Genomic DNA, 24,675 nt, shown 5'->3' on the forward strand with positions numbered 1-24,675 from the left:
TTACTCTAAATAATCTAACTAATTTGATAATATGAAATCAATCTTTTCAATTTTATTATTGTTCTGTTTTGGGCTAACCTATTCACAAACAAGCATTTCCGGGACGGTTTTAGACGATAGTGGTCTGCCAATTCCTGGGGCTAACGTAATTGTTGTAGGAACTTCTTCGGGAACCGTAACAGACTTCGATGGTAAATTTAATTTAACAACAGACAGTGAGCCACCATTTACAATTCAAATAAGTAGTGTTGGTTTTGCAACATCAAATCAAGAAGTTACAGCTAATAATCAATCTTTTGATGTGGTTCTAGAAGAAGGTACTGCTTTAGATGAGGTAGTTATCTCTGCATCTAGAACTCCAGAACGTGTGTTTGAATCTCCTGTAACTGTAGAGCGTTTCGGGCTAAAAGAAATTAAAAGTACTGCTTCAGCAGATTTTTATGGCGGTTTAGAAGACCTTAAAGGAGTGGATGTTAACACTAACAGTTTAACGTTTAAATCGGTTAACACGAGAGGTTTTGCAACATTTGCAAATACCCGATTTATGCAGTTAGTGGATGGTATGGACAACTCTACACCTGCATTAAATTTCCCAATAGGTAACTTAGTGGGTATGATAGAAACTGATGTTTTAAGTGTAGAATTACTTCCGGGAGCATCTTCAGCTTTATATGGCGCTAACGCATTTAATGGGATCTTATTTATGAGAAGTAAAAACCCATTTGATTTTGAGGGGATTAGTGGATACATTAAAAAAGGTATTACAGATCAAGAAGCAGCTGGTGAAAATGCCTATACCGATTTAGGTATTAGATTAGCTCATAAGTTTACAGATAAGTTTGCAGCTAAAGTAAATTTTGGATACTTAAAAGGAACAGATTGGGCAGCAACAAGTGAAGTAGATAAAATAGATCCTAGTAGAACACGTTCTAACACAAACTATGATGGTATTAATGTTTATGGTGATGAAGTATCTACAAATATTCGTTCGGCTTCAGGATTAGGAATAATTCCAGATGTAGTAGTTAGTAGAACTGGTTATAATGAAGAAACTTTAACCAATTATAATGCGGAAAGTATTAAAGCAGATTGGGGATTATACTTTAGACCAATTGATGGAAATAGTTTAGAACTATCTTATGTAGGTAAGGTTGGAACTGGATCAACTATTTATCAAGGAACTAACCGATATAATATTAATGGCTTTTTCCAACAACAACACAAATTAGAAGTTAGAAATGATAATTTCTTTGTAAGAGCTTATGAAGTTTCAGATAAAGCTGGAGATTCTTACGATATGGTATTTACAGGAATTAACATTAACCGAGCTTGGAAAAGTGACGAAGATTGGTTTGGCGACTATATTGCAACCTATGCAGGTATAGAGTTATCAGGAAATCCACAAGGTTTAACCGATCAACAAAAACATGATGCAGCAAGAGCTGCAGCAGACACAGGGCGTTATTTACCAGGATCACCAGAGTTTAAAAATGCGTTTAACCAAAGTATTAATAATCCAGATTTAAGTCAAGGTTCTAAATTTCAAGATGCATCAAAATATATACATAGTGATGCTAACTATAATTTCGGACATTTAATAGATGTTGCTGAAATTCAAGTAGGAGGTTCTTTTAGAAGATATAATCTTAATTCTGGAGGAACTATCTATACTGATGGCGATAGCCCAATAGATTATTCTGAATTTGGTGTATATACGCAAGTACAAAAAGACTTAGAATTAAACGAAAGTTTAAAATTAAAATTAACCGCTTCTGGACGTTATGATAAATCAGAATTATTTGATGGCTTTTTCTCCCCAAGATTATCTGGTGGTTTAACTGTAAATAAAAATCATAACATTAGAGCGTCAGTACAAACAGGCTTCAGAAATCCAACAACTCAGGATTTATTTATTGGTTTAGATGCTGGTAGAGCAATTCTAGTAGGTTCTGCAAAAGAAAACTTAGACAGATATGTTAGAACTTTTAATGTAAGTACAGAAGGGCAGACTTTAGGTCAACCTGCAACAGTAACACAAACAGGTGCGGTTGCATATAATAATTCTTATTCACAACAATCTGTAAGGGACTTTGCAAATTCTGGTAATCCAGCAGATTTAGAAATAGCAAATCCAGACTTAATAAAACCAGAACAAGTTACTTCTGTTGAGATAGGTTATAGAGGTAAGTTAAACAAAGTAATTGTAGACTTTAGTACATACTATAATGCATATAAAGATTTTATCTCTCAAAACGTAGTGATTTCTCCGTATTATGGAACTGTTGGAGACAATAGCTCATCTGTACAAGCAATAGCAAATGGAGATTTCCAAGCTTATAGTACTTACACAAATTCTGATGCTAATGTAAACTCTTATGGTGCATCTTTAGGATTATCTACTAAAGTATTTAAAAACTTCGATTTAAGCGGAAGTTATACCTTTACAAAATTAGATTTCGATCAAGAAGCTAATCCAGATTTTCAAACGAATTTTAATACACCAGAACATAAGTTTAAAGCGTCTTTTGGTAACACAGAATTATTTAAAAATTTCGGATTTAATGTCTCATACAGATTTAGTGATGATTATTTCTGGGAAGCAACGTTTGGAAATGGTGTAGTACCAGAATTTCATGTCGTAGATGCTCAAATCAATTATAACATTCCAAGTTTAAAAACAACTTTAAAGGCAGGAGGAACAAACCTTACAGGTAAGGAATACTTTACTGCGTTTGGTACTGGATTTATTGGATCTATGTATTATGTTGGTTTAACTATTAACAACCTATAAAAAAGAAAAATTATGAAAAGCATAAAATATTTATGTCTTCTAGCTCTTGCAGTTGGTTTTACCTCTTGTAATGACGAAGAAGATTTTATTGAGAATCAAAATGAAGAGGTTAATAGACCTGCTTTAACTGCTGGTCAGGCAGATTTTTCAAATTATGTTGCAGTTGGAGCTTCTTTTACTGCAGGATTTACAGACAACGCCTTATTTCAAGCATCTCAGGAAAACTCTTTTCCTAATAGTTTAGCTAAGCAATTTGCTAAGGCAGGTGGCGGTAACTTCGTTCAGCCTTTAACAAATGATAATTTTGGAGGGTTAGCGGCAAATGGAACAAGAATTACACAACCAAGATTAGTATTTAATGGTACAGGACCTGCTCCCTTAGAGTCTTTAATTGGACCTGTTACTGTTTCTACAGATATTGTTTTAAATAACCCTACAGGACCATTTAACAATTTAGGTGTTCCAGGAGCAAAAAGTTTTCATATGATTGCGCCAGGTTATGGAAATATTATGAATTTTCCATCTGCAGCAAATCCATATGCGGTTAGATTAACAGGAAACACCCCAGATGCATCAATGTTAGAGTTAGCTATTGTACCACAAACACCAACCTTTTTTACTTTAAGTGAAGTTGGAGGAAATGATGTTTTGGGTTACGCGACTACAGGTGGAGATGGGTCTAACCCTATAACGCCACAAGCTACATTCGACTTCGCTCTTTCAACATTAGTTAATGGTTTAGTAGGGACTGGTGCAAAAGGGGCAATTGGTAATTTGCCTAATATTACCAGTTTATCTTTCTTTACAACCGTAGCTTATAATCCTGTACCTTTAGACGCTGCAACAGCTGGTCAATTAAACCAAGGATATGCAACTTACAATGGAGGTATTCAATTTGCGTTAGCAAACAATGCTATTTCTCAAGAAGAAGCAGACAGAAGAACTATTGTTTTTAGTGCTATACCTGATAACGCAGTGGTTATTGAAGATGAAACCTTAACAGATTTATCAGGTTTTGGTATTCCTAGTTATAGACAGGCAGAACCTACAGATTTAATTTTGTTAACTGCAGCTTCTCAAATACCTTCAGGATTAGGTACTCAAAACCCAATGAGTGATTCATTTGTTTTATTACCATCAGAGCAGCAGGAAATTGCAGATGCAACCATAGCTTATAATGCTTCTATAGCAGCTATTGCAAATGCTAATGGTTTAGCTTTAGTAGATTTAAACAGTATTTTAAATCAGGCTACTATGGGTATCCAATTTGATGATTATAATCTATCAACAAACCTTGTTACAGGAGGTTTAGTGAGTTTAGACGGTGTACATTTAACAGCTAGAGGTTATGCTTTAATGGCTAATGCATTCTTAAAAGCTATAGATGCAACATATGGTTCTAACTTTGAAGCTTCTGGAAATTTAAATAAAGCAGAAGACTTTAATGTAAGTTATCCTGTTCTACTTCAATAATTTAAGCAATTATACAGTATAAAAAACACCTTCAGTTTGAAGGTGTTTTTTTCGTTTTAAAAAAGCTTTTAATAAGACTTTTAAATTAAATTAAAACAACTATCTTTGCACGCGAAAACGTATAGGTTTTCAAATCAATTAAATACCATAATATTAAATAGATAAGTAATGTCAAAAGTTACAGGTAAAGTTGCTCAAATTATTGGTCCAGTTATCGATGTAGAATTCGCTTCTGGTTCAGAACTTCCAAAAATTTACGATTCGTTAGAAATTAATAAAGCTGACGGTACTAAATTAGTATTAGAAGTACAATCTCATATTGGTGAAGATTCAGTTCGTACCATTGCTATGGACTCTTCAGATGGTTTAAGTAGAGGAACCGAAGTTATTGCTACAGGTGCTCCAATACAAATGCCAATAGGAGGAGATGTTTATGGACGTTTATTTAATGTAATTGGTGATGCAATTGATGGTTTAGGAGATTTACCTAAGTCGGGAGATGCAGGTTTACCAATACACAGACAAGCTCCTAAATTTGAAGACTTATCTACGTCTACAGAAGTTTTATTTACGGGAATTAAAGTTATAGACTTAATTGAGCCTTACGCAAAAGGTGGAAAAATTGGTTTATTTGGTGGAGCAGGAGTAGGTAAAACGGTATTAATTCAGGAATTAATTAACAACATTGCCAAAGGTCACGGTGGACTTTCTGTATTCGCAGGGGTAGGAGAACGTACACGTGAAGGAAATGATTTACTTCGTGAAATGTTAGAGTCTGGAATTATCAAGTATGGTGATGACTTTATGCATTCTATGGAAGATGGTGGATGGGATCTTCAAAAAGTTGATAAAACAGCTATGAAAGATTCTAAAGCAACTTTCGTATTTGGACAAATGAACGAGCCACCTGGAGCTCGTGCTCGTGTAGCACTTTCAGGATTAACTATTGCAGAATATTTCCGTGATGGTGCAGGTGAAGGACAAGGAAAAGACGTATTATTTTTCGTAGATAATATCTTCCGTTTTACACAAGCAGGTTCTGAGGTATCGGCTTTATTAGGTCGTATGCCATCTGCGGTAGGTTACCAACCAACATTAGCGACCGAGATGGGAGCAATGCAGGAGCGTATTACATCTACTAAAAGAGGTTCTATTACATCTGTACAAGCGGTTTACGTACCTGCAGATGATTTAACGGATCCAGCACCAGCAACAACCTTTGCTCACTTAGATGCAACAACCGTATTATCTCGTAAAATTGCCGAGTTAGGTATTTATCCAGCGGTAGACCCGTTAGATTCTACGTCTCGTATTTTAACAGCAGATATTTTAGGTAATGAGCACTATGACTGTGCACAACGTGTTAAAGAGTTATTACAACGTTATAAAGAATTACAAGATATTATTGCCATCTTAGGTATGGAAGAATTATCTGAAGAAGATAAATTAGCTGTAGGTAGAGCTAGACGTGTACAACGTTTCTTATCTCAGCCTTTCCACGTTGCCGAGCAGTTTACAGGTATTCCTGGAGTACTTGTAGATATTAAGGAAACGATTAAAGGATTTAACATGATTATGGATGGTGAATTAGACCATTTACCAGAAGCTGCATTTAACCTTAAAGGTTCTATTGCTGAAGCAATTGAAGCTGGAGAGAAAATGCTTGCTGGAGAATAATTATAGGTTTAATACTAAATTAAAAGTACATGTTTTTAGAAATCGTATCGCCAGAAGCCACATTATTTAGTAGCGAAGTAGATGCAGTTACTGTTCCTGGAGTAGAAGGAGCATTTCAAATGCTTAATAACCACGCACCAATAGTTTCTGTTTTAACGGAAGGTGTTATTAAAATAAACGTGCATACTCAAAGTCATTTGGTATTAGACGATTTGCACGGAACTGTAGTGCCTCATATTGACGATCCAAAGGTTTTAACTGTTAAGATTAATTCTGGAACAGTTGAAATGAAAGATAACAAAGTGATTATCTTAGCAGACTAAAACACAAGTTAAATAATTATATAAAAAAAGTTCCGTTTTATAACGGAACTTTTTTAGTTTTAAGATATCTACTTAATAATTAGTCTAACTTATCAGTTAATTTTAGGAAGACTTTTTTAGCATCTTTGCCCTCATATAAAATCTCGTGAACCGCATTTATTATAGGTAAACGGGTTTTCTTTTTATTTTTTTCATTTAGCTTAAAAGCACTTTTAGTGGCATAGTAACCTTCGGCTACCATACTCATTTCCATTTGTGCACTTTTAACGGTGTATCCTTTTCCAATCATGTTTCCAAACATTCGGTTTCTTGAAAATGTAGAGTAACCAGTAACTAACAAGTCTCCTAAATAAGCTGAATTGTTGATGTTACGCTTCATTTTATGCATTTTTTTAATAAAACGCTTCATCTCCCGAATAGCATTACTCATTAAGACACTCTGGAAATTATCACCATAACCTAAACCGTGTGCTATACCTGCTGCCACAGCATAAATATTTTTAAGCATTACAGCATATTCAGTACCAATCACATCATCACTGGTTTTTGTTTTAATGTAATGGCTTTCTAAAACTTTAGCTAATTGCTGTGCTTTTTTCTTATCTGAGCAAGAAATGGTTAAGTAAGATAAACGTTCTAAAGCGACCTCTTCTGCATGGCAAGGTCCGGCTATTACACCAATATTATCGTAAGGTATTTGGAAGTTTTCGTGAAAATGTTCACCTAACAATAAACCTGTTTCAGGTAAAATACCTTTTACAGCACTCACAATAGTTTTGTTAGAGATATCTACGTTTAATTTTTCTAATTCAGAATGAATAAAAGCGGAAGGAATAACAAATATGAGAACATCTGCATACGCTGCAATTTCATTAATATCGTTACTTAGTTTAAGTTGATCTAAATGAAACTCTACTGAACTTAAGTAACTTGGGTTATGTTGTTCCTTTAATAAATGTTCCTTGGTATATATGCTACGCATATACCAGCCTACTTCGTCTAAATTTTCACATAACATTTTTACTATAGCGGTTGCCCAACTTCCAGATCCAAAAACAGCATATTTTAATGCACTCATAAGCTTTTAACATAGGTATTTATACCTTCAAAAATACACAATTTATTAGAGTTACTGCAATGCTATTCTTAGAAGCTTTTATATTTTGGCACGTCTTTTGGTTTTATTGAAGTATAACTTTAAAATTCAAGATTATGAAAACAACAAAATTACTTTCAGCATTTGCTTTAATAGCATTACTTTTCACCTCTTGTTATACAGAAGTTATTGTAGATGAGACACCATATGTACAACCGGCACCTGTAACTACTATTACAACCAATCAATTACTTAATTCTTACGAGTTATGGTATATAGATATAAATCAAACTATTGGTTATGGTGAAACTCCTTTTTTGCAAATAGCTTTTACTGTATCATTTAGGAATGGTATTTTATACGCAAACAATAATTTGGTGGGCATAGGAAGTCAAGGAAACGGTTTTGGTATTGAAATTGGGCACTACGACGCTTATAATGGTATTTTAGATACCAACCATATCATAGATGGCTTTGATAGTTTTGATGTGTTTGTAGTAGACCAAAATACGATTGAATTATATAATATTTATAATGACACCTCTTATTTTTTACATGGCTATAACCGAAACACATTTGATTATGATTATGTTTTTTACGATAATGTAAGATATTTTATGCAGGAATATGAAGCTTGGGAAAAAACGTATACAAGTGATTACGGTGTATTAAACGAGTTTGATAACGAAAACTATCTACAGTTTTTATCTGGTGGAAATGATAACACCTTTAGAAGTTCTCAAGATGTTGTCCCAACAAATCCAAATAATTTATATTGGGATTATACAGGAATTTATGGCGTAAATGATGTGCCAGGTAATTTTTATTTGAAAACGTTAACGCTTGACTATGATTATTTTGATAATGAATATTTTGAACTGAATATTGTAAATGATCAGACCATAGAATTATTTCATCCTGATTCTGGAACCTTATACGAGTTTAGAGGTCGAGGTTATATTGCTTACTATAAAGAAGGACAAACGGTAAACAAATCTAAAACCTCTGCGCAAAAAAAACGTGTACAACGTACAGACAAAAAAGAGAATACTAGAGAAGCAGATAGAATATAAGAACTTAGTATAAATAAAAAACACCCAAGACTACACTGTAATCTTGGGTGTTTATATTTTAGATGATATAAATTTAGTTACTGAATGTGATATTTAAATCTATAGTAACACTACTTAATGCTTTTGAAACTGGACAAATGTCTTTTGCTTTTTGAGCAATTTGCTTAAATTCTTCTTCCGAAATTTTTGGGACTTTTGCATCTAAATTTAATTGAATATGCTTAAAAGCAAAACCACCATCTTTTTCTTCCATTTCAATTATAGCATCAACATCCAAAGTATCGGCTGTAAAACTATTAGCATTTAACATAAAACTTAGTTGCATGCTATAACAGCCCGCGTGAGCTGCTGCTATTAGCTCTTCTGGGTTAGTTCCTGCTTTACCATTTTCATTCTCAAAACGAGCTTTAAAACTAAAAGGAGTTTCATTTAATACGCCACTTGGGCCATTTAAAACTCCATTTCCTTCTTTACCTGAGCCTTTCCAAATTGCATTTGCTTTTCTTTTCATAATTATAGTTTAAATTGTGTACTACAAGGTCTTAATTATGAATACAAAACACTGTTAATGAAGTTCTAATTTTTATTCATAAAACCCCATCTCGTCAATATACCTCCAAACTTCTGGGCTTAATAAAGGTTTTACGTTTTTTTGAGCTTTTATACTATTACGAATCATGGTAGAAGACAACTCAATAATTGGTGCATCTACTCTTGAAATTTTTGGATGATTGGTAAATTGGGTTTCAACAATTCCTTCAGAAATTCTAGGGTAAACATACACTTGGTAATCTTCAAGTATGACCTCGTAATTTTTCCACTTATGAAAACTTTTTAAATTGTCTTCTCCCATTATGATAGAAAAATCATGAGTAGGATGTTTTTCTTTTAAATGAATTAATGTATTAACGGTATAATTGGGTTGCGGTAAATTAAACTCGATATCGCAAGGTTGTAGTTTATCGTAATCTTTAGTGGCTAAAAAAACCATTTCTAAACGCTGATAATTATCTAATAAAGAAGCTTTTTTCTTAAAAGGATTATGTGGTGTCACCACAAACCAGATTTGGTCTAAATCGCTGTTTTCTACCAAATGATTGGCAATAATTAAATGACCAATATGTATGGGATTAAAAGAGCCAAAATATAAACCTACTTTCATGTTCAGTGATCAATTATCAGTTATCGGTAATCATTTAGTGTTGGTCGGTTGTAGTGATTACTTATTTACAAATGTTCCCACTAAAAGTTCAGCTTCCGCTAAAGCATTCTCGAGTTTATCATTTTCGATAATCACATCAAATAGTGGTGCAGTAGCTAACTCTGCACTGGCTTTTGCCACACGCATGTTTATTTTGTCGTCCGACTCTGTCTTACGGTTTTTTAGTCTTATTTTAAGTTCGTCTATACTTGGCGGCTTTACAAAAATAGCTAAAGTTTGTTCTGGAAATTTTCGTTTAATACGCAAGCCTCCAGACACATCAATATCAAAAATAACATTTTTCCCTAGTGCCCATAAACGCTCAACTTCATTTTTTAAAGTGCCATAAAAATTATCTCGATAGACTTCTTCCCATTCTAAAAAATCGTCATTTTTAATATGTTGCTTAAAATCATGAGCCGAAAGAAAATAGTAGTCTTTAGCATGTTCTTCTGTACCTCTTTTTTCGCGAGACGTCGCAGAAATAGAAAATGCTAAATTTAAAGACTCTTGTTTAAGCAAATGTCTTACGATGGTTGTTTTTCCTGAGCCAGATGGTGCAGAAAAAACAATAAGTTTACCTTGTGTTGTATTGGTATTGGGCATTTTATTCAGTTATCATTTAATAATTAACAGTTATTAGTCCTTCATTTAGAAAGCAAAATTTATTCATCGGGCATCCAATATCACGCATCCGACTTCATTATTCACACTTAAAATTCTTAAAGTACGTTTAATAATTGTTCTTTTATTTTTTCCAGTTCGTCTTTCATTTGCACCACAAGCTGCTGCATTGGGGCATAATTACTTTTTGAGCCTATGGTATTAATTTCGCGACCCATTTCTTGGCCTATAAATCCTAATTTTTTACCATTAGAGTCTTTGGAGTTTATACTTTCTATAAAGTAATTTAAATGGTTGGTTAATCGCACTTTTTCTTCAGTTATATCATATTTTTCAATATAATAGACTAATTCTTGTTCAAATCGGTTTTCGTCATATTTTTCTTTTAACTCTGCAACACCTTTATGAAGACGTTCACGAACCGCTTCAACACGTTCAGGATCAATTTTTATAACCTCTTCCAATAAATTAGAAAGTGTTTCTATACGCGCTTTAAAATCGGCCTCTAAAATTTTTCCTTCGTCCAGGCGGTATTGCGTAATAGCGTCAATAGTCTCTTTTATACCGGCTTCAATATGTTGCCACTCTGCTTCATTTATTTCTTCTCTTACCGTATTTAAAGCATCCGGTAAACGCATAGCCATTTTTAATAACTCAATACCATCACCTGGCACCACTTCATTTAGCTGTTGCATGTATTTTTGGACTACAGGCGTGTTTATTTGAGTACTGGTATCGTCTGCAGTGGTTTCTACATAAATAGAAAAATCTACTTTGCCACGCTCTAAATCTTTTGCTAATTGTTTACGTATATCCAATTCCTTTTCTCTATAAATAGAAGGCATTCGAACATTTAAGTCAATACTTTTACTGTTTAAAGACTTAAGCTCTATGGTTACTTTTTTGGTTGGTAATTGTAAAACCGATTTACCATAACCCGTCATGGAATATATCATATAAATAAGGTATAAAGTCGCAAAGGTAAGTAAAACCTAGCGTATTATAAATGTTTCTTAAATATAGCGCAAAGTGACAATAAATTGTAATTTTGAAGAGGATTGAATCTTAATGTTATGTATAAAAAATCTTTTGAAATACGCTGGAGCGATATTGATGCGAATAGACATATGGCAAATTCTGCCTATTTAAATTTAATGAGCCATACCAGAACGGCTTTTTTACAGGATCATGGATTTTCATTAATGACCTTAAGTAAAGCACATTTAGGTCCAGTTGTATTTTATGAGCATATCTATTATTTTAAAGAAGCTTTTTTAGGTGAAACGATTGATGTTTCTCTTGAAGTTGCTGGTTTAAGTGAAGATGGTATGTTTTTTAAATTTGAGCATAACTTCTACAATAAAAAAGGTAAACATTTAGCGCATTGTGAGATTTTAGGCGCGTGGATAGATTTAAATACCCGACAACTTACCGCACTAAAGGAAGAGTTACTAACGGATGCTAATAACTTCCCTAAGTCTAAAAATTACAAGGTTTTAACAAAAGAAGATACCAGAGCTTTTGGAAAAAAACCGCAAAACTTAGAGTTATAATATACTTTCCTGTTTTTCTTTTTTCTTCTTTGTTACTAAATAGACACCAGAGAAAATAATAGCAGCCGCTAAAACTTTAATCACATTTAAACTGTCTGCACCCATAGCAATTGCAAAAATGGCAGCAATAACTGGTTGTAAGTATATAAAAGTGGTTACAGTAGATGCTTTTAAATGTCTAAGACCAATTGGATTTAATAAATACGTTCCAAAGGTTGCTCCTACCACCACAAATGCCACCGCAAAAAAGTCGTAAGCAGTAAACCTGTAAAGTTCTACCTGTGTTAAATCCTCATAACCAAAAGGCAGCACAATACACAAACCAAATAAAAACAACCATTTAATAAATGAAAATGGATGGTATTTTGAAGTGACTTTTTTAATAATAATAATATAAACCGAATAGGATGCAGCATTTATAAACACTAGTAAATTACCTAAAGGCACATTGCTACCAACACTTGAAGTTCCAGAACCATATAAGCTTAAAATTATAGCTCCACTAAACCCTAAAAAAACGCCTAACACCTTAATTAAGGTCAATTTTTCAGCTAAAAAAATAGCAGAAAGGAGTAAAACAATTATGGGCACTGTAATCATAATTACAGAAGCATTTATGGGCGTAGTATATTCTAATCCTTTAAAAAAGGTTAGCATGTTTAAGGCAATACCAAATATGGAGGCTAAAAAGAAGGTCAGAAAATCTTTACGCTCTATTTTTTCGTTTTTGGTGAATATGCTCAGGATCCAAAATAAAGCGGTTGCGCCAATAATGCGCACTAAAATAAATCCAAAAGGCGCAATAAGGCCTTCATTTATAATGCCTTTAGCAAATGTAAAGGTTAACCCGTACAAAAGCTGCACCATAAAAACAGCTATTAGTGCTAATGCTCTAGTGTTCATTTAAAAAGGTTTTAGCAGCTTCCACAGTTTTTTTAGAATTTCCAACAAAAATAGTATTATTAGACACCAAAACGGGACGACTTAAAAAGGTATAATGTTCTAATATTAAAGCTTTATAATCGTTTTCTGTTAGCGTTTCATTTTTAAGATCTCTTTCTTTATATAGCGTTGCTCTTCTGCTAAACAAAGCTTCGTGTGAGCCTGCTAGTTTTTTCATGTGGTCTAACTGCTCCTCTGTAATAGGATCATTTTTTATATTTTGAAGCGTTACCGTTTCAGGTAAATTTAAATCGTCTAAAATTCGTTTACAGGTCGAGCAAGATTTTAAATAGAAAAAAATGTTCATAGCTAAAGTATTTCAGTGCAAAGAAAACGTATTTCTATCAATTTTCAACTGAAATAACTGCTTGATGTGCTACTTTAAAATTTAGGGAATTTGCAATAAAACACATTTCATTTGCCCTGTTATGAAGTAATTCTGCCAATTTTAAATCGGCTTTAGCGGTTATAGTAATTTCTGGATGTAAAGTAATTCCTGTAAACTTTCCACTTCCATTTTCTACCTCTTTCATAGTGCCGGTAGCCTTGTCTGTATAGCTAGTGACTACAATATTATTTGTGGCGCAAAGGTGCAAATACCAAAGCATATGGCATGAACTTACTGCACTTAGTAATAATTCTTCCGGATTATATTTAGAGCTATCTCCTAAAAAAGCAGGATCGCTGGAGCCAGAGATGGTTTGGGTTTTACCATTACTGCTAATGGTATAATCTCTACTGTAGTTTTTATAACTTTTTGTTCCCGAACCTAAATTACCTGTCCAGTTTATGGTGGTATTATAACGATGTGTTTTCATAGTTTTTGAGTTAATAACATGTAAAAATTATGGTTTTTAAATGAATTAATTTTAGCTTTAAGAAAAAATTATTAAAACATGAATTTTACTTTCGACGTTACCATAAAAAACAGAACCATATTTAAATCGTTTTTAGAAAATTTAGATTTAGAACAACTTAATAAAGTTCCAGAAGGCTATAACAATAATATTTTTTGGAATATAGCGCACACTGTAGTAACCCAACAAATTCTGGTATATAAACTATCGGGCTTACCTATGTTATTGGAGGAAGATTTTGTAGATAAATACAAAAAAGGAACTAAAACCGAGCATGAAGCCACTCAAGCTGAAGTGGATTTTGTTAAAGGCTTATTGTTTTCTACTATTGAAAAAACCAAAGAAGATTACACCAATAGGGTTTTTCAAACGTTTCATGAGTATACCGTAACCACAAAAAGTACATTAACTACTGTAGAAGAGGCTATAGCATTTAATAATTTTCATGAAGGGATTCATTTAGGCTATATTTTAGCCCAAAAGCGTGCTTTAAAAATCTAATAATTTAGAAAGCTTTCAATTTGAGAAAATGGTACAGCTATTTCAACAAAATCGTTTAAATTGGTTTTATACAATGCAATAATACCATTTGTATTAAAGCTTATTTCATCGGGATTTCTTAGCTTACCTTCTGTTTTAAATTCTTTTATGGTGTAAGCTGTATTAGACATTAATTCGCGTACCAAATATTTTTCTAAAACTAGGTTAAATTTTTCAGGGTTTGAGATAAGGTGTTTAAAACTTAATGCTTTTCCCATATCCTTATCGAAATTTAAGAACTTAATTTGTGTAGTTCCTTTTGAGCCTCCAGTATTTATGCTTGAAGACATACTAAAAGAGACTAAGTTTTCATCTTCATAAATCTTCTCGCCTTCAATAACAGCTTCCCAAGCTGGTAAAGGTTCTGTTGTAATTTGCTCTACCTGTTTTTTAAAGCGCTTATAAGCAGTATTAAAAAGAGTTACGCTCAAAGTAATGTCTTCTGTATCTTCCGCATTAACATCCATTTGTAATGCATTTGTAACAAATTGAGTTAGTTTTTTATTTATTTTTTGAGCTACTTCGCTATCACCTAGAACTTTTGGGATATTCACTACTACTTTAGTGTCTTTCATACTGGTGATGTTAATTTCGGAGTATTGTAAAACTTCTTCTTTTTCGCATGACATTAAACTCAAAAAAGTTAAGGTAATTGCACAGTAGAAATATAATTTAGAGAATTTAAACATGACGTTAAAGAATTTGATGCGGTTTTTAATACAACGAATTAAACGTTATTTTAGTGGTTATCAAAATCATTTTTAACTTAAAATGATAGCAAAATACAATTACTGTATGAAATTTAACACCAAAACCATCCACGGAAATCAACATCCAGACAAGGCTTATGGCGCTGTAATGCCACCTATATACCAAACTTCTACGTATATCCAAGAAGCACCAGGCGTGCATAAAGGTTATGCATATTCACGATCTAAAAATCCAAGTAGAGAAGCTTTAGAGAATGCTCTTGCTAGTATAGAAAATGGTGTTTACGGTTCAGCATTTGGGTCTGGAATGGCTGCAATAGATGCCATTTTAAAACTTTTAAAACCTGGAGATGAAGTGATAGCAACTAATGACTTGTATGGCGGCAGTTATAGATTATTTACACAGCAATATGAGACCTACGGAATAGTGTTTCATTTTGTGGACATGAAGGAAGCGTCTCATATTGAAAGTTTTATAAATGAAAAAACAGCATTAATCTGGATAGAAACGCCTACAAATCCGCTGTTAAACATTATAGATATTGCAGCGGTTAGCCACATAGCAAAAACACATTGTATACTGTTAGCAGTAGACAATACCTTTGCAAGCCCATATTTACAGCAACCATTAGATTTAGGAGCAGATATAGTAATGCATTCTATTACCAAATATATTGGTGGACATAGCGATGTGGTTTTAGGCGGTTTGGTGGTTAAAGATGAAGCATTAGCTAAAAAACTTTATTTCATTCAGAATTCTAGTGGTGCTATTTGTGGCCCACAAGACGCGTTTTTAGCTTTAAGAGGTTTAAAAACACTACATGTCCGGATGCAAAGACATTGCGAAAATGCGAAAACTGTGGCTCATTTTCTTTTGAATCATCCAAAAGTAGATCGTGTTTATTGGCCAGGTTTTGAAAACTTTCCAAACCATAAAGTTGCAAAAAAGCAAATGAAAGATTTTGGTGGTATGGTAAGTTTTAGTTTAAAAAATAGTACTTATGAAGAAACCATACATGTATTACAGCAGCTAAAACTATTTACACTAGCAGAATCATTAGGCGGTGTGGAGTCACTTGTGGGACATCCGGCAAGTATGACGCATGCTAGTATACCAAAAGCTGAACGTGACAAATTAGGCATTGTGGATTCCTTAATTAGATTAAGTGTAGGAATTGAAGATATCGAAGACTTAATTCAGGATTTATCTCAAGCTTTAAGTTAATAAACTCAATAATTGTTAAAAACAGTCACTTTAACGAGTAATTTCACATTTCAACAAAAAAATTGTTATACAAAGTGTAGTAGGGTTATATTTACTAAACCATAACGTAAGTAGGTTAAGTTAATGGTAGATTTGGGGCAAAAAAGGTGAAAGCAATTTCACCTTTTTTATTTTTTAACCCATATGTAATATTAGAATCCGCGTTCTTTTTGAAGTTGTTCGTAAGCTTTTAAAACTTCTTTAAATTTTGCTTCCGCTCCTTTTTTATGTGCTTCGCCTAAATGTTCTACTTTATCTGGATGGTATTTTTTAGCCATGCGTCTGTATGCTTTTTTAATTTCATCAACACTAGCTTCTGGTGTAATCTCTAAAATTTTATATGCGCTATTACTACTGTTATAAAACATGGCTTTAATACTTTCGTAATCGCGATAGCTAATATTAAGATATCCAGCAATGGTATGTATTTGAGATTCTTCGCTCTCATGTACTTCGCCGTCTGCTTTTGCAATATCAAATAGAAAATGAACCAGTTGTAAGCGGGATGCATGTTCCATGCGTTGCTGTATTTGCAAACAAACTTGTCTAGTAGAAATTTGCTGCTTACTTATTTCCTTAAAAACTTTAAACGCATTATTTGCCCGTTCCTTACCGTAAAGTTTAACAAATTGCATGCGTACAAGATCCAATTCTCGCTGATCTTGTTTTCCATCGGCTTTAATAACCACACTGGCTAAAACCAAGAGACTTACTTCAAAATCTCCGGGTTGTGTCTGGTTTCTATAACTGTAATTTGGAGATGGTCTTCGTTTTTTCTTATCGCCTTCTCCAAGATTAAACAGGTTTTCTTCTTTAGAAAACGCATCGCCTAAACTTCCCAAAGCCAATCCTAAAATAGCACCTAAAGGTCCACCAAGCGACCATCCCACTGTGGCACCAATCCATTTAAATACACTCATTACTTCTAATTTTATCAATTCAAAGATACTATAGTTAGTAGAAGTTATTAAAAATTGTTACAGTTTTAATATGTAATATCTAAAAATCAAAAGATGTTTTTTGTAAATAGATTAAACTGACCATATGGCACAAATTCACTTAAAAAATTTCAAAAAAGAGTATTGCATGATTTTTGATTAACTTTGCAGTATAAATAAAAATTGAAATTATGTATCCAGAACAATTAGTAAAACCAATGCGTGAAGATTTAACTAACGTAGGTTTTCAAGAATTACATACCAGTGAAGATGTTACTAACGCAATTTCTAAAGAAGGTACTACATTACTAGTAGTCAACTCTGTTTGTGGTTGTGCAGCTGCAAATGCCAGACCAGGAGCCAGAATGAGCTTAGATAATAGTAAGAAACCAGACCACATTACTACAGTTTTCGCGGGTGTAGACAAAGATGCTGTAAATAAAGCTAGAGAATTTATGGTGCCTTTTCCTCCAAGCTCACCTTGTATGGCGTTATTTAAGGATGGTGAATTGGTTCACATGCTTGAACGTCATCATATTGAAGGAAGACCAGCAGAGTTAATTGCAGAGAATTTAAGAGATGCCTATAACACACACTGTTAAAAATTTACAATGCATACATAGTAAAGCCACGTATTTTTACGTGGTTTTTTTATGTCTAATCTTTTAATGTCACTAACTTTGTAGTTTACTATAGTTATTATAATGAGGAAAATTTTAGCCTATCCGTTAACCATTATTTACTTTATATTTTTTGGATTGTTGTTGCTTATATTTCATCCAATCCAAGTAATTTGCTATAATGTGTTTGGATATAATGCACACAGAATAAGTGTGGCATTATTAAATCTTGGCTTAACTCGTTGTTTACATATTTTAGGATTTACCTATAGTTTTAAAGTTCCAGACCATATCCCTACAGACCAGCCAGCAATTATTGTTGCCAATCATCAAAGCATGAATGATATTCCACCAATAATTTGGTTTATGCGTAGATTTCATCCAAAATTTATTAGCAAAAAGGAATTGGGACGCGGTTTTCCCAGTGTTTCTTATAATTTAAGAGTTGGAGGATCTGTATTAATTGAGCGTAAAAATCCGCGTCAGGCGTTAACAGCTATTGCGGCTATGGCAAATTATATTGAAACTCATAAACGTGCAGTGGTTATTTTTCCAGAAGGTACTAGAAGTAGAACTGGAGCTCCTAAACCATTTCAAACGAAAGGGTTAACCGTGTTATTTAAGAAAGCACCAAATGCAATTGTTATTCCAATTACTATAAATAATTCGTATAAAACCTTACCTTACGGTAAATTTCCTATGGGAATTGGTCATCATATTACATTTACTGTTCACGATTATTTAAAAGTTAAAGATTACGAAGCCCAGGATCTTATAGATAAAGTAGAACATACTATTACAAACGCCATTAAATCTACATAAATTATGTCTTTAAAAAATATACGCTTAGACGTTATGAAATATCTTGAAAAAGATGTTGATACGTTAATTGAAAAATATCTAGTGCCTATAGAAACTATATGGCAACCAAGTGATTTTTTACCAGATTCAGAATCGGATACGTTTTTTGAAGAAGTTAAGGAAATCCGCGAGTTAAGCAAAGAGTTACCTTACGATTTCTGGGTGGTATTGGTAGGAGATATGATTACAGAAGAAGCTTTACCAACTTACGAATCTTGGTTAATGGATGTGGAAGGTGTAGGGCAAATAGAGCGAAATGGCTGGTCTAAATGGGTGCGCCAATGGACTTCTGAAGAGAACAGACATGGAGACGTGCTAAATAAATATTTGTATTTATCTGGACGTGTAAACATGAAAGAAATTGAAAAAACCACGCAGCACTTAATTGCCGATGGGTTTGATATTGGTACAGACCGTGATCCTTATAAAAACTTTGTTTACACTTCATTCCAAGAATTAGCAACCTATATTTCTCATAACCGTGTGGCAAAATTAGCCAAAGAAAAAGGAAATAAGCAGTTAGCTAAAATGTGTAAAATTATTTCTGGAGATGAGATGCGTCATCATATGGCATATAGCGAATTTGTAGATCGTATTTTTAAAGAAGATCCAAACCAGATGATGATGGCTTTTGAATATATGATGAAAGCAAAAATTACTATGCCAGCTCATTTTTTAAGAGAATCTGGAGGCGAAATTAGCACTGCTTTTGAAGAGTTTAGTAATACTGCACAACGAATAGGTGTTTACACATCTATGGATTATATCGATATTTTAGAGAAGTTAAATACGAAATGGAATATTGGTGGTATGACTGGTCTTGATCCTGAAGCTGAAAAAGCCAGAGATTACCTAATGAAATTACCGGCACGTATGACGCGTATTGCAGAGCGAATGAAGGTACCAGCAAACTCTTATCAGTTTAAATGGGTGGAACCAGCAAAATTGTAAAGCATTTGAATCCTTATAACGTTTAGTCAAGCTGAATTTTTTTCAACTTCACACTAATTTAGATGAGATTATTATGTATTGAAATAGGTGAATTACTTTTACCAAACAAAATTCAACAAAGCCTTTCAACTTTAAATTGAAAGGCTTTTTTTTGTGCTATGGATAAAACCTCAATAATTAATCAAACCATACATTTCGTAAAAAAACAACTCGAAAATGTTGAAGGTGGACACGATTGGTTTCACATAGAACGCGTGTATAAAAACGCCTTATTAATAGCAAAAACTGAAAAAGTGGACAGTTTTGTGGTTGCATTAGGAGCTTTATTACATGATATAGCCGATAGTAAATTTCATAATGGCGATGAAACTGTTGGCCCAAAAGTGGCAAGAAAACATCTAGAAGTGTTTCAAGTTGAAGAACCTATCATAACACATGTTGTTGCTATTATTGAAAATATAAGTTTTAAAGGCGGACATGAAACTCAAAAATTTAAGTCTTTAGAGCTCGATGTGGTTCAGGATGCTGACCGACTAGACGCGATAGGTGCTATAGGAATTGCCAGAACATTTAATTATGGCGGATTTAAAAACCGTAAGATTTACGATCCGGACATAGCGCCAAATTTACACATGGATAAGGAAACGTATAAGGCTTCTACCGCACCAACTATAAATCATTTTTATGAAAAGCTGTTACTTTTAAAGGATAAGATGAATACTAAAACAGGAAAACAGTTGGCCGAAAAACGTCATGCCTTTATGGAACTGTATTTAGATCAATTTTATAACGAGTGGAACGGTAAAGTTTAATTAGATTCTAAAAAAGCACGTTTGTCCTTTCTATATTTTGAGGCACTTTTTCCAGTAATTAAATTAAATTGAGTGTTAAAATAGGAGAAACTATTAAAACCACATTCATAACAAATATCGGTAATTGTATGGTCTGTTTCTGTAATGAGTTTTGTAGCGTGTACAATTCTGTATTCATTTAAAACCTTTGTAAAGGTTTTGCCGGTTGCCTTTTTAAAAAATCTACAAAATGATGGGACTGTCATACCAGTTTTATCTGCAATAGCTTCTAAAGTAATATCATCTCTAAAATGCTCTGTGATATAACTAAATATAGTATCTACTTTATGACTGCCTTTTAAATCACTCTCAAACGCATAGCCATTACCATTTAAAACCTTGTAGTCGTTTTGCTGCGCTAAATCATTCAAAATTTCTAGAAACAAAAGTGTTCTGTTAAATCCGCTGGTTTCCATTAGGGCTTCCACTTTTAATCCAATTTTATCTTTTTCTTCACCAGTAAAAAGTAAACCTTGTTTAGACCGCTCTAGTAAATTATTAATTTCAAAAGTTTCGGGTAAATTAAAAAAGGCGTCCCCTAAAAAATTAGGCTTAAACTGTACAATGGTCTCTTTGCCATTTACCGGCATATTATTGGCAAAACCTTGATGAGGTAAGTTAGAACCTACCAATAATAATTGATTGGTGTCAAAATAAGACAGATGGCTACCTATATGACGTTTTCCAGAGACATTCTTAATGTAAACCAATTCCAGTTCCGGATGAAAATGCCAAGATAAAAACGTGTTTGGATGATTAAAATCGTGTTGTTTAATAAAAATTGAACTAAATACATTAGGATCAATATGTTCTAAGCTGGGTTTTTGCTGCATAACAACTAATTATAACATTAAAATTAACACAATTTAAGAAAAAAAAAGATATTAAGGTTAATATAGTGTATAAATGTGGCAATTATGATATGTTCTTTAAGCGTTAAAACTATTAATTTTGTACCATAACTTTTAATATGAAGATGATGAAAAAGATTTTAAATGTATTAGTGATAGCTGTATTAGCTATAAATAGTTTAAATGCTAATAATATTACAAAAGGAGATGGCGATTTAGGTAAATACACCGAATTTAAGTTAGACTTCGTAGAGAAAAACTCTAAAGTAGTTTTAAAGGATAAATTTTCAAGTATTTTATATTCTGAAGTAATTGAAAATGCTGGTTCATACAGTAAAAACTTCGATTTTAGTTTACTGCCAGAAGGTTACTATTTTTTCGAGGTTACTACTAACAAAGTAACAAATCGTTACCCAGTTAAAGTTACAGAAGAGTTTGCAAAAGTAAATACTAAAAGAGTTTTAAAAAGCTACGCACCAACTGTTACGCTTAGAAGTAATTTGTTATATGTAAGCCAGTTAACGACAGGCTTAACCAAGCTTAAAATATACATTTACGCCAAAGATATTGAAACCAATGAGTTTAACTTATTAAAAAAGGAACTTGTTAAAGACCAGAATTTTGCGGGTCGTATCTTTAAATTAAATAAAAACAAAGCAACCTCTTATAAAGTGGTTATAAAGACAAAAAACGGCGACGTTTTTGAAGAATTGGTAAACTTATAAATCTACCAATAAATCCCTACTTACTTAAAAAGCCTCACAATTTGTGAGGCTTTTTTAATTTAGGAAAGGCATATAATTAATGTCCTTTAAAGTCTGCTTTACGTTTTTCTAAAAATGCAGTAGTACCTTCTTTAAAATCGGCAGTACCAAAACAAGCGCCAAACTGCTCAATTTCCACCTCATAGCCACTAACACCATCTATAAAGTTGGCATTTACAGCTTTAATAGCTTTGCTTATAGCAACCGAAGAGTTTCTCATAATTTTGCCTGCAATTTTTTCAGCAAGAGGTAGTAGTTCTTCTAAAGACACCACGTGGTTTACTAAACCATAATTTAACGCAGTAGCAGCGTCAATCATTCCAGCAGTCATGACTAATTCCATTGCGCGACCTTTGCCAATAAGCTGTGGTAAACGCTGTGTCCCACCATATCCAGGAATGACGCCTAAAGAGGTTTCTGGTAACCCCATTTTTGCATTATCGCTAGCAATTCTAAAATGAGCAGACATGGCTAATTCTAAACCGCCGCCTAAAGCAAAACCATTTACAGCAGCAATAACAGGAGTGTCTAAATTTTCAATAAAATTAAATAGAAGTTCTTGCCCATTGGCAGCCAATTTGCCGCCATTTTCTACACTAAAATTAGCAAATTCGCTTATGTCTGCTCCAGCAACAAATGCTTTTTCTCCATAACCCGTAAGTATAATTACTTTAGTTTCTTTATGGCTATTAGCTTCTTTAAAAGCATGGTGTAGCTCTTCAATAGTTACTTTGTTTAAGGCATTTAATTTACTTGGTCGGTTAACAGTAATAGTAGTTATTCCATTACTAAAGTTGCTAAGAATGTTTTCGTATGTCATGGCTTATTATTTTGGAAAAACAACCAAAAAGGTTGTTCCTATATTTTCTTGGGTTGTAAATGTTATCGTTCCGTTATAGGTTTCAATTACACTTTTAATCATTGGTAAACCTAATCCCATACCACTGGTTTTAGTGGTAAATTTAGGTTCAAATACTTTATCAATATTGTCTTTGCTAATACCTCCGCCATTATCTATAACTTCAATGGTTATCTCTGTAGGAGATTCGTTTAAATTAATTATAACCTTTGGCGTACGTTCTTTAGGAATTGCTTGTATAGCATTTTTCACTAAATTAGTAACGACTCTTATTAATTGTGTCCGGTCAAATTTAGTAATGATTTCCTTTTTATTAGAACTAAAGGTAATATAATCTTCATTAAAAATATCCAACGCCAAATCTATCACTTCAACCACATTAAGCTCTTCTTTTTGTTGAGCAGGCATTTTAGCAAAATTTGAAAACGCCGAAGCAATGGAGCTCATGGTATCTATTTGTTGGATTAAGGTTTTAGAATATTCATCTACTTTTTGAATAATATCAGGATCATTAGGATCAAATTTACGCTGAAAACTCTGTATGGTTAAACGCATTGGTGTTAATGGGTTTTTAACCTCATGCGCCACTTGTTTTGCCATTTCACGCCAAGCCTGTTCTCGCTCGCTTGTGGCTAACTTTACCGCACTTTCTTCAAGCTCGTCAATCATGCTATTATAAGAATCTACAAGTGTGGCTATTTCTTCGGTCGTAGAACCAATTTCAATACGCTGGTTACGTTTTTCCAAACGGGTTTGGTTAATCTTATCGCTAATGGTTTTTAAATTTTTTGTAATGTATTTGGAGAGTAAATAAGCTAATGCAATTGCAATAAAAAGCATAAAAACATAGGCATAACCTAAACGCTCAAAAAACTCCCGAAGTTCTTTCGCTAGAAAATCGTCATTCTCTAAGTAAGGTAAATTTACAATCCCAATAGGTTTAAAATTAGCATCGGTTAAATACGTATAAGAAGAGCGAAAACTTTGTCCGTCTTCCTCACGTTCTTCAACTACACGATGTTCTGCGGAGTTAAGTAAATCATTTAAAATAGGGGCTTTAATACAAGCTTGTATGGTGTCCTGTGGTAAAGCAGCTTTAGAACTTTTTAATATAGAACCTTCTAAATCGTATAGATTAATTTGAAGGTTATGCACATCGGCAATTTCATGAATTTCATCCTTAAAAATAAGCGGAATTTTCTCTGTACTTACCTCGTAGGTAGTTTCTCTAATAACAAACTCGATATGTCGTTTTATACTTTTTTCCTTACGCTCTAAACGTTGTGTATGGTAATCTTGAGTTTCTTCACGGTACTGAAAAATAGCTACTAAAGCAATCAAAATAGAGGCGAGTAGCACCAAAAAAATCATGGCAACAAAAATGCGGACGCGTAAAGAATATTTTTTTCGAAACAATTTTAAAATGCTTTGGCATAAATATAGCAAAAATGAAGCCAATTAACTGGTTTTATTCTTTTTTGGGCATTCCCATTTTAAAAAATGGTCGCGCTTTACGCTATATCTTTTTTTGCCATTTATTAAAGCAAAAAAAGGATACCGCTGCAATCGCTAATGCGAAAACTAAGAGTAATAGTTTAATGTTTTTTGGAGCGCAGTCGAGAACTCAATTAAGATTGTAAATAAAAAGTCATTTCGACGTAAGGAGAAATCACACTATTTTGGTGACTATATAATAAAAAAATATTATGTGATGTCTCGATACCTCGACATGACTAATATGAAAATTTTTGTCTGTTCGAGCGCAGTCGAGAACTTAATCAAGATTGTATATAAAAAATCATTTAGACAGCAGGAAATCACGCGATTAATCTTTAATACTTAAGTCTATGCTTTAG

Annotated in this window: 26 protein-coding genes; 13 read left to right on the top strand and 13 right to left on the bottom strand. The window is 33.2% G+C overall.

What is annotated here, in order from left to right; all coding sequences use genetic code 11:
* The first annotated feature begins 31 nt into the window (after positions 1-31).
* The 4 genes from C7H52_RS03630 (at position 32) to C7H52_RS03645 (ending at position 6,264) form a co-directional block, all read left to right on the top strand.
* Positions 32-2,791: a TonB-dependent receptor gene (locus tag C7H52_RS03630; RefSeq protein WP_106462523.1), complete on the top strand. Its 2,760-nt coding sequence runs from the start codon at positions 32-34 to the stop codon at positions 2,789-2,791.
* 12 nt (positions 2,792-2,803) lie between these two features.
* Positions 2,804-4,264: an SGNH/GDSL hydrolase family protein gene (locus C7H52_RS03635; RefSeq protein ID WP_106462524.1), complete on the top strand. Its 1,461-nt coding sequence runs from the start codon at positions 2,804-2,806 to the stop codon at positions 4,262-4,264.
* 168 nt (positions 4,265-4,432) lie between these two features.
* On the top strand, positions 4,433-5,941 hold the full coding sequence (gene atpD, locus C7H52_RS03640; RefSeq protein WP_106462525.1) for a F0F1 ATP synthase subunit beta: 1,509 nt from the start codon (positions 4,433-4,435) through the stop codon (positions 5,939-5,941).
* A 29-nt stretch (positions 5,942-5,970) separates the two neighbouring features.
* Positions 5,971-6,264: a F0F1 ATP synthase subunit epsilon gene (locus C7H52_RS03645; RefSeq protein WP_106462526.1), complete on the top strand. Its 294-nt coding sequence runs from the start codon at positions 5,971-5,973 to the stop codon at positions 6,262-6,264.
* 79 nt (positions 6,265-6,343) lie between these two features.
* On the opposite strand, the gene C7H52_RS03650 is transcribed toward C7H52_RS03645, so the two are convergent.
* Positions 6,344-7,342 (bottom strand): NAD(P)H-dependent glycerol-3-phosphate dehydrogenase, encoded by a 999-nt coding sequence (locus C7H52_RS03650; protein ID WP_106462527.1) that lies wholly within the window; start codon positions 7,340-7,342, stop codon positions 6,344-6,346.
* A gap of 134 nt (positions 7,343-7,476) precedes the next feature.
* On the opposite strand from C7H52_RS03650, the gene C7H52_RS03655 reads away from it, so the two are divergent.
* Positions 7,477-8,433 (top strand): nicotinic acid mononucleotide adenyltransferase, encoded by a 957-nt coding sequence (locus C7H52_RS03655; protein ID WP_106462528.1) that lies wholly within the window; start codon positions 7,477-7,479, stop codon positions 8,431-8,433.
* Positions 8,434-8,506: 73 nt separating this feature from the next.
* Here the strand turns inward: C7H52_RS03655 and C7H52_RS03660 are convergent, their stop codons facing one another.
* The 4 genes from C7H52_RS03660 to C7H52_RS03675 form a co-directional block, all read right to left on the bottom strand.
* Entirely contained in the window at positions 8,507-8,944 is a 438-nt protein-coding gene (locus tag C7H52_RS03660; protein ID WP_106462529.1) for an OsmC family protein, read from the bottom strand.
* Positions 8,945-9,016: 72 nt separating this feature from the next.
* Positions 9,017-9,595 (bottom strand): nicotinate (nicotinamide) nucleotide adenylyltransferase, encoded by a 579-nt coding sequence (gene nadD / locus C7H52_RS03665; protein ID WP_106462530.1) that lies wholly within the window; start codon positions 9,593-9,595, stop codon positions 9,017-9,019.
* A gap of 57 nt (positions 9,596-9,652) precedes the next feature.
* Complete coding sequence (gmk, locus tag C7H52_RS03670) at positions 9,653-10,240, bottom strand: guanylate kinase (protein ID WP_106462531.1); 588 nt, start codon at positions 10,238-10,240, stop codon at positions 9,653-9,655.
* A gap of 116 nt (positions 10,241-10,356) precedes the next feature.
* Positions 10,357-11,214, bottom strand: coding sequence for a YicC/YloC family endoribonuclease (locus C7H52_RS03675; RefSeq protein ID WP_106462532.1), 858 nt, complete (start codon positions 11,212-11,214; stop codon positions 10,357-10,359).
* Positions 11,215-11,331: 117 nt separating this feature from the next.
* Between C7H52_RS03675 and C7H52_RS03680 the strand changes: the two genes are divergently transcribed.
* On the top strand, positions 11,332-11,811 hold the full coding sequence (locus C7H52_RS03680; protein ID WP_106462533.1) for an acyl-CoA thioesterase: 480 nt from the start codon (positions 11,332-11,334) through the stop codon (positions 11,809-11,811).
* On the opposite strand, the gene C7H52_RS03685 is transcribed toward C7H52_RS03680, so the two are convergent.
* Genes C7H52_RS03685 through C7H52_RS03695 form a run of 3 tightly spaced genes read right to left on the bottom strand, consistent with a single transcriptional unit; the run spans position 11,806 to position 13,571 of the window.
* On the bottom strand, positions 11,806-12,714 hold the full coding sequence (locus tag C7H52_RS03685; RefSeq protein ID WP_106462534.1) for a DMT family transporter: 909 nt from the start codon (positions 12,712-12,714) through the stop codon (positions 11,806-11,808). The two genes, C7H52_RS03680 and C7H52_RS03685, sit on opposite strands and share 6 nt — an antisense overlap.
* Entirely contained in the window at positions 12,704-13,060 is a 357-nt protein-coding gene (locus C7H52_RS03690) for an arsenate reductase family protein (RefSeq protein WP_106462535.1), read from the bottom strand. Before C7H52_RS03690 ends, C7H52_RS03685 begins: the two co-directional genes overlap by 11 nt.
* A gap of 37 nt (positions 13,061-13,097) precedes the next feature.
* On the bottom strand, positions 13,098-13,571 hold the full coding sequence (locus tag C7H52_RS03695; RefSeq protein ID WP_106462536.1) for an OsmC family protein: 474 nt from the start codon (positions 13,569-13,571) through the stop codon (positions 13,098-13,100).
* 78 nt (positions 13,572-13,649) lie between these two features.
* Here C7H52_RS03695 and C7H52_RS03700 point away from each other — a divergent pair, with 78 nt between their 5' ends.
* Positions 13,650-14,111 carry a DinB family protein gene (locus C7H52_RS03700; protein WP_106462537.1) on the top strand — a complete coding sequence of 154 codons (462 nt, stop codon included), beginning with the start codon at positions 13,650-13,652 and terminating at the stop codon, positions 14,109-14,111.
* Here the strand turns inward: C7H52_RS03700 and C7H52_RS03705 are convergent.
* Positions 14,108-14,779: a PdaC/SigV domain-containing protein gene (locus C7H52_RS03705; protein ID WP_181256201.1), complete on the bottom strand. Its 672-nt coding sequence runs from the start codon at positions 14,777-14,779 to the stop codon at positions 14,108-14,110. The two genes, C7H52_RS03700 and C7H52_RS03705, sit on opposite strands and share 4 nt — an antisense overlap.
* A gap of 166 nt (positions 14,780-14,945) precedes the next feature.
* Between C7H52_RS03705 and C7H52_RS03710 the strand changes: the two genes are divergently transcribed.
* Positions 14,946-16,085, top strand: a complete 1,140-nt coding sequence (locus C7H52_RS03710; protein WP_106462539.1) for a cystathionine gamma-synthase — start codon at positions 14,946-14,948, stop codon at positions 16,083-16,085.
* Between the two features lie 191 nt (positions 16,086-16,276).
* Here the strand turns inward: C7H52_RS03710 and C7H52_RS03715 are convergent, their stop codons facing one another.
* Positions 16,277-17,044 carry a TerB family tellurite resistance protein gene (locus C7H52_RS03715; RefSeq protein ID WP_106462540.1) on the bottom strand — a complete coding sequence of 256 codons (768 nt, stop codon included), beginning with the start codon at positions 17,042-17,044 and terminating at the stop codon, positions 16,277-16,279.
* 209 nt (positions 17,045-17,253) lie between these two features.
* On the opposite strand from C7H52_RS03715, the gene C7H52_RS03720 reads away from it, so the two are divergent.
* The 4 genes from C7H52_RS03720 to C7H52_RS03735 all read left to right on the top strand — a co-directional run bounded on the left by C7H52_RS03720 (position 17,254) and on the right by C7H52_RS03735 (position 20,306).
* Positions 17,254-17,664, top strand: a complete 411-nt coding sequence (locus C7H52_RS03720; RefSeq protein ID WP_106462541.1) for a BrxA/BrxB family bacilliredoxin — start codon at positions 17,254-17,256, stop codon at positions 17,662-17,664.
* 102 nt (positions 17,665-17,766) lie between these two features.
* On the top strand, positions 17,767-18,504 hold the full coding sequence (locus C7H52_RS03725) for a lysophospholipid acyltransferase family protein (RefSeq protein WP_106462542.1): 738 nt from the start codon (positions 17,767-17,769) through the stop codon (positions 18,502-18,504).
* Positions 18,505-18,507: 3 nt separating this feature from the next.
* Positions 18,508-19,494, top strand: coding sequence for an acyl-ACP desaturase (locus C7H52_RS03730; protein WP_106462543.1), 987 nt, complete (start codon positions 18,508-18,510; stop codon positions 19,492-19,494).
* 158 nt (positions 19,495-19,652) lie between these two features.
* Positions 19,653-20,306 carry an HD domain-containing protein gene (locus C7H52_RS03735; protein ID WP_106462544.1) on the top strand — a complete coding sequence of 218 codons (654 nt, stop codon included), beginning with the start codon at positions 19,653-19,655 and terminating at the stop codon, positions 20,304-20,306.
* Here C7H52_RS03735 and C7H52_RS03740 read toward each other — a convergent pair.
* Positions 20,303-21,178, bottom strand: a complete 876-nt coding sequence (locus C7H52_RS03740) for an AraC family transcriptional regulator (protein ID WP_106462545.1) — start codon at positions 21,176-21,178, stop codon at positions 20,303-20,305. The two genes, C7H52_RS03735 and C7H52_RS03740, sit on opposite strands and share 4 nt — an antisense overlap.
* A 146-nt stretch (positions 21,179-21,324) precedes the next feature.
* Between C7H52_RS03740 and C7H52_RS03745 the strand changes: the two genes are divergently transcribed.
* Positions 21,325-21,921 carry a hypothetical protein gene (locus tag C7H52_RS03745; protein WP_106462546.1) on the top strand — a complete coding sequence of 199 codons (597 nt, stop codon included), beginning with the start codon at positions 21,325-21,327 and terminating at the stop codon, positions 21,919-21,921.
* A 76-nt stretch (positions 21,922-21,997) separates the two neighbouring features.
* Here C7H52_RS03745 and C7H52_RS03750 read toward each other — a convergent pair whose 3' ends face one another.
* Positions 21,998-22,780, bottom strand: coding sequence for an enoyl-CoA hydratase/isomerase family protein (locus C7H52_RS03750; RefSeq protein ID WP_106462547.1), 783 nt, complete (start codon positions 22,778-22,780; stop codon positions 21,998-22,000).
* 6 nt (positions 22,781-22,786) lie between these two features.
* Positions 22,787-24,190, bottom strand: coding sequence for a sensor histidine kinase (locus C7H52_RS03755; RefSeq protein ID WP_106462548.1), 1,404 nt, complete (start codon positions 24,188-24,190; stop codon positions 22,787-22,789).
* Positions 24,191-24,675: the final 485 nt, after the last annotated feature.

Source organism: Aurantibacter aestuarii, assembly GCF_003008425.1.
Taxonomy (GTDB): domain Bacteria; phylum Bacteroidota; class Bacteroidia; order Flavobacteriales; family Flavobacteriaceae; genus Aurantibacter; species Aurantibacter aestuarii.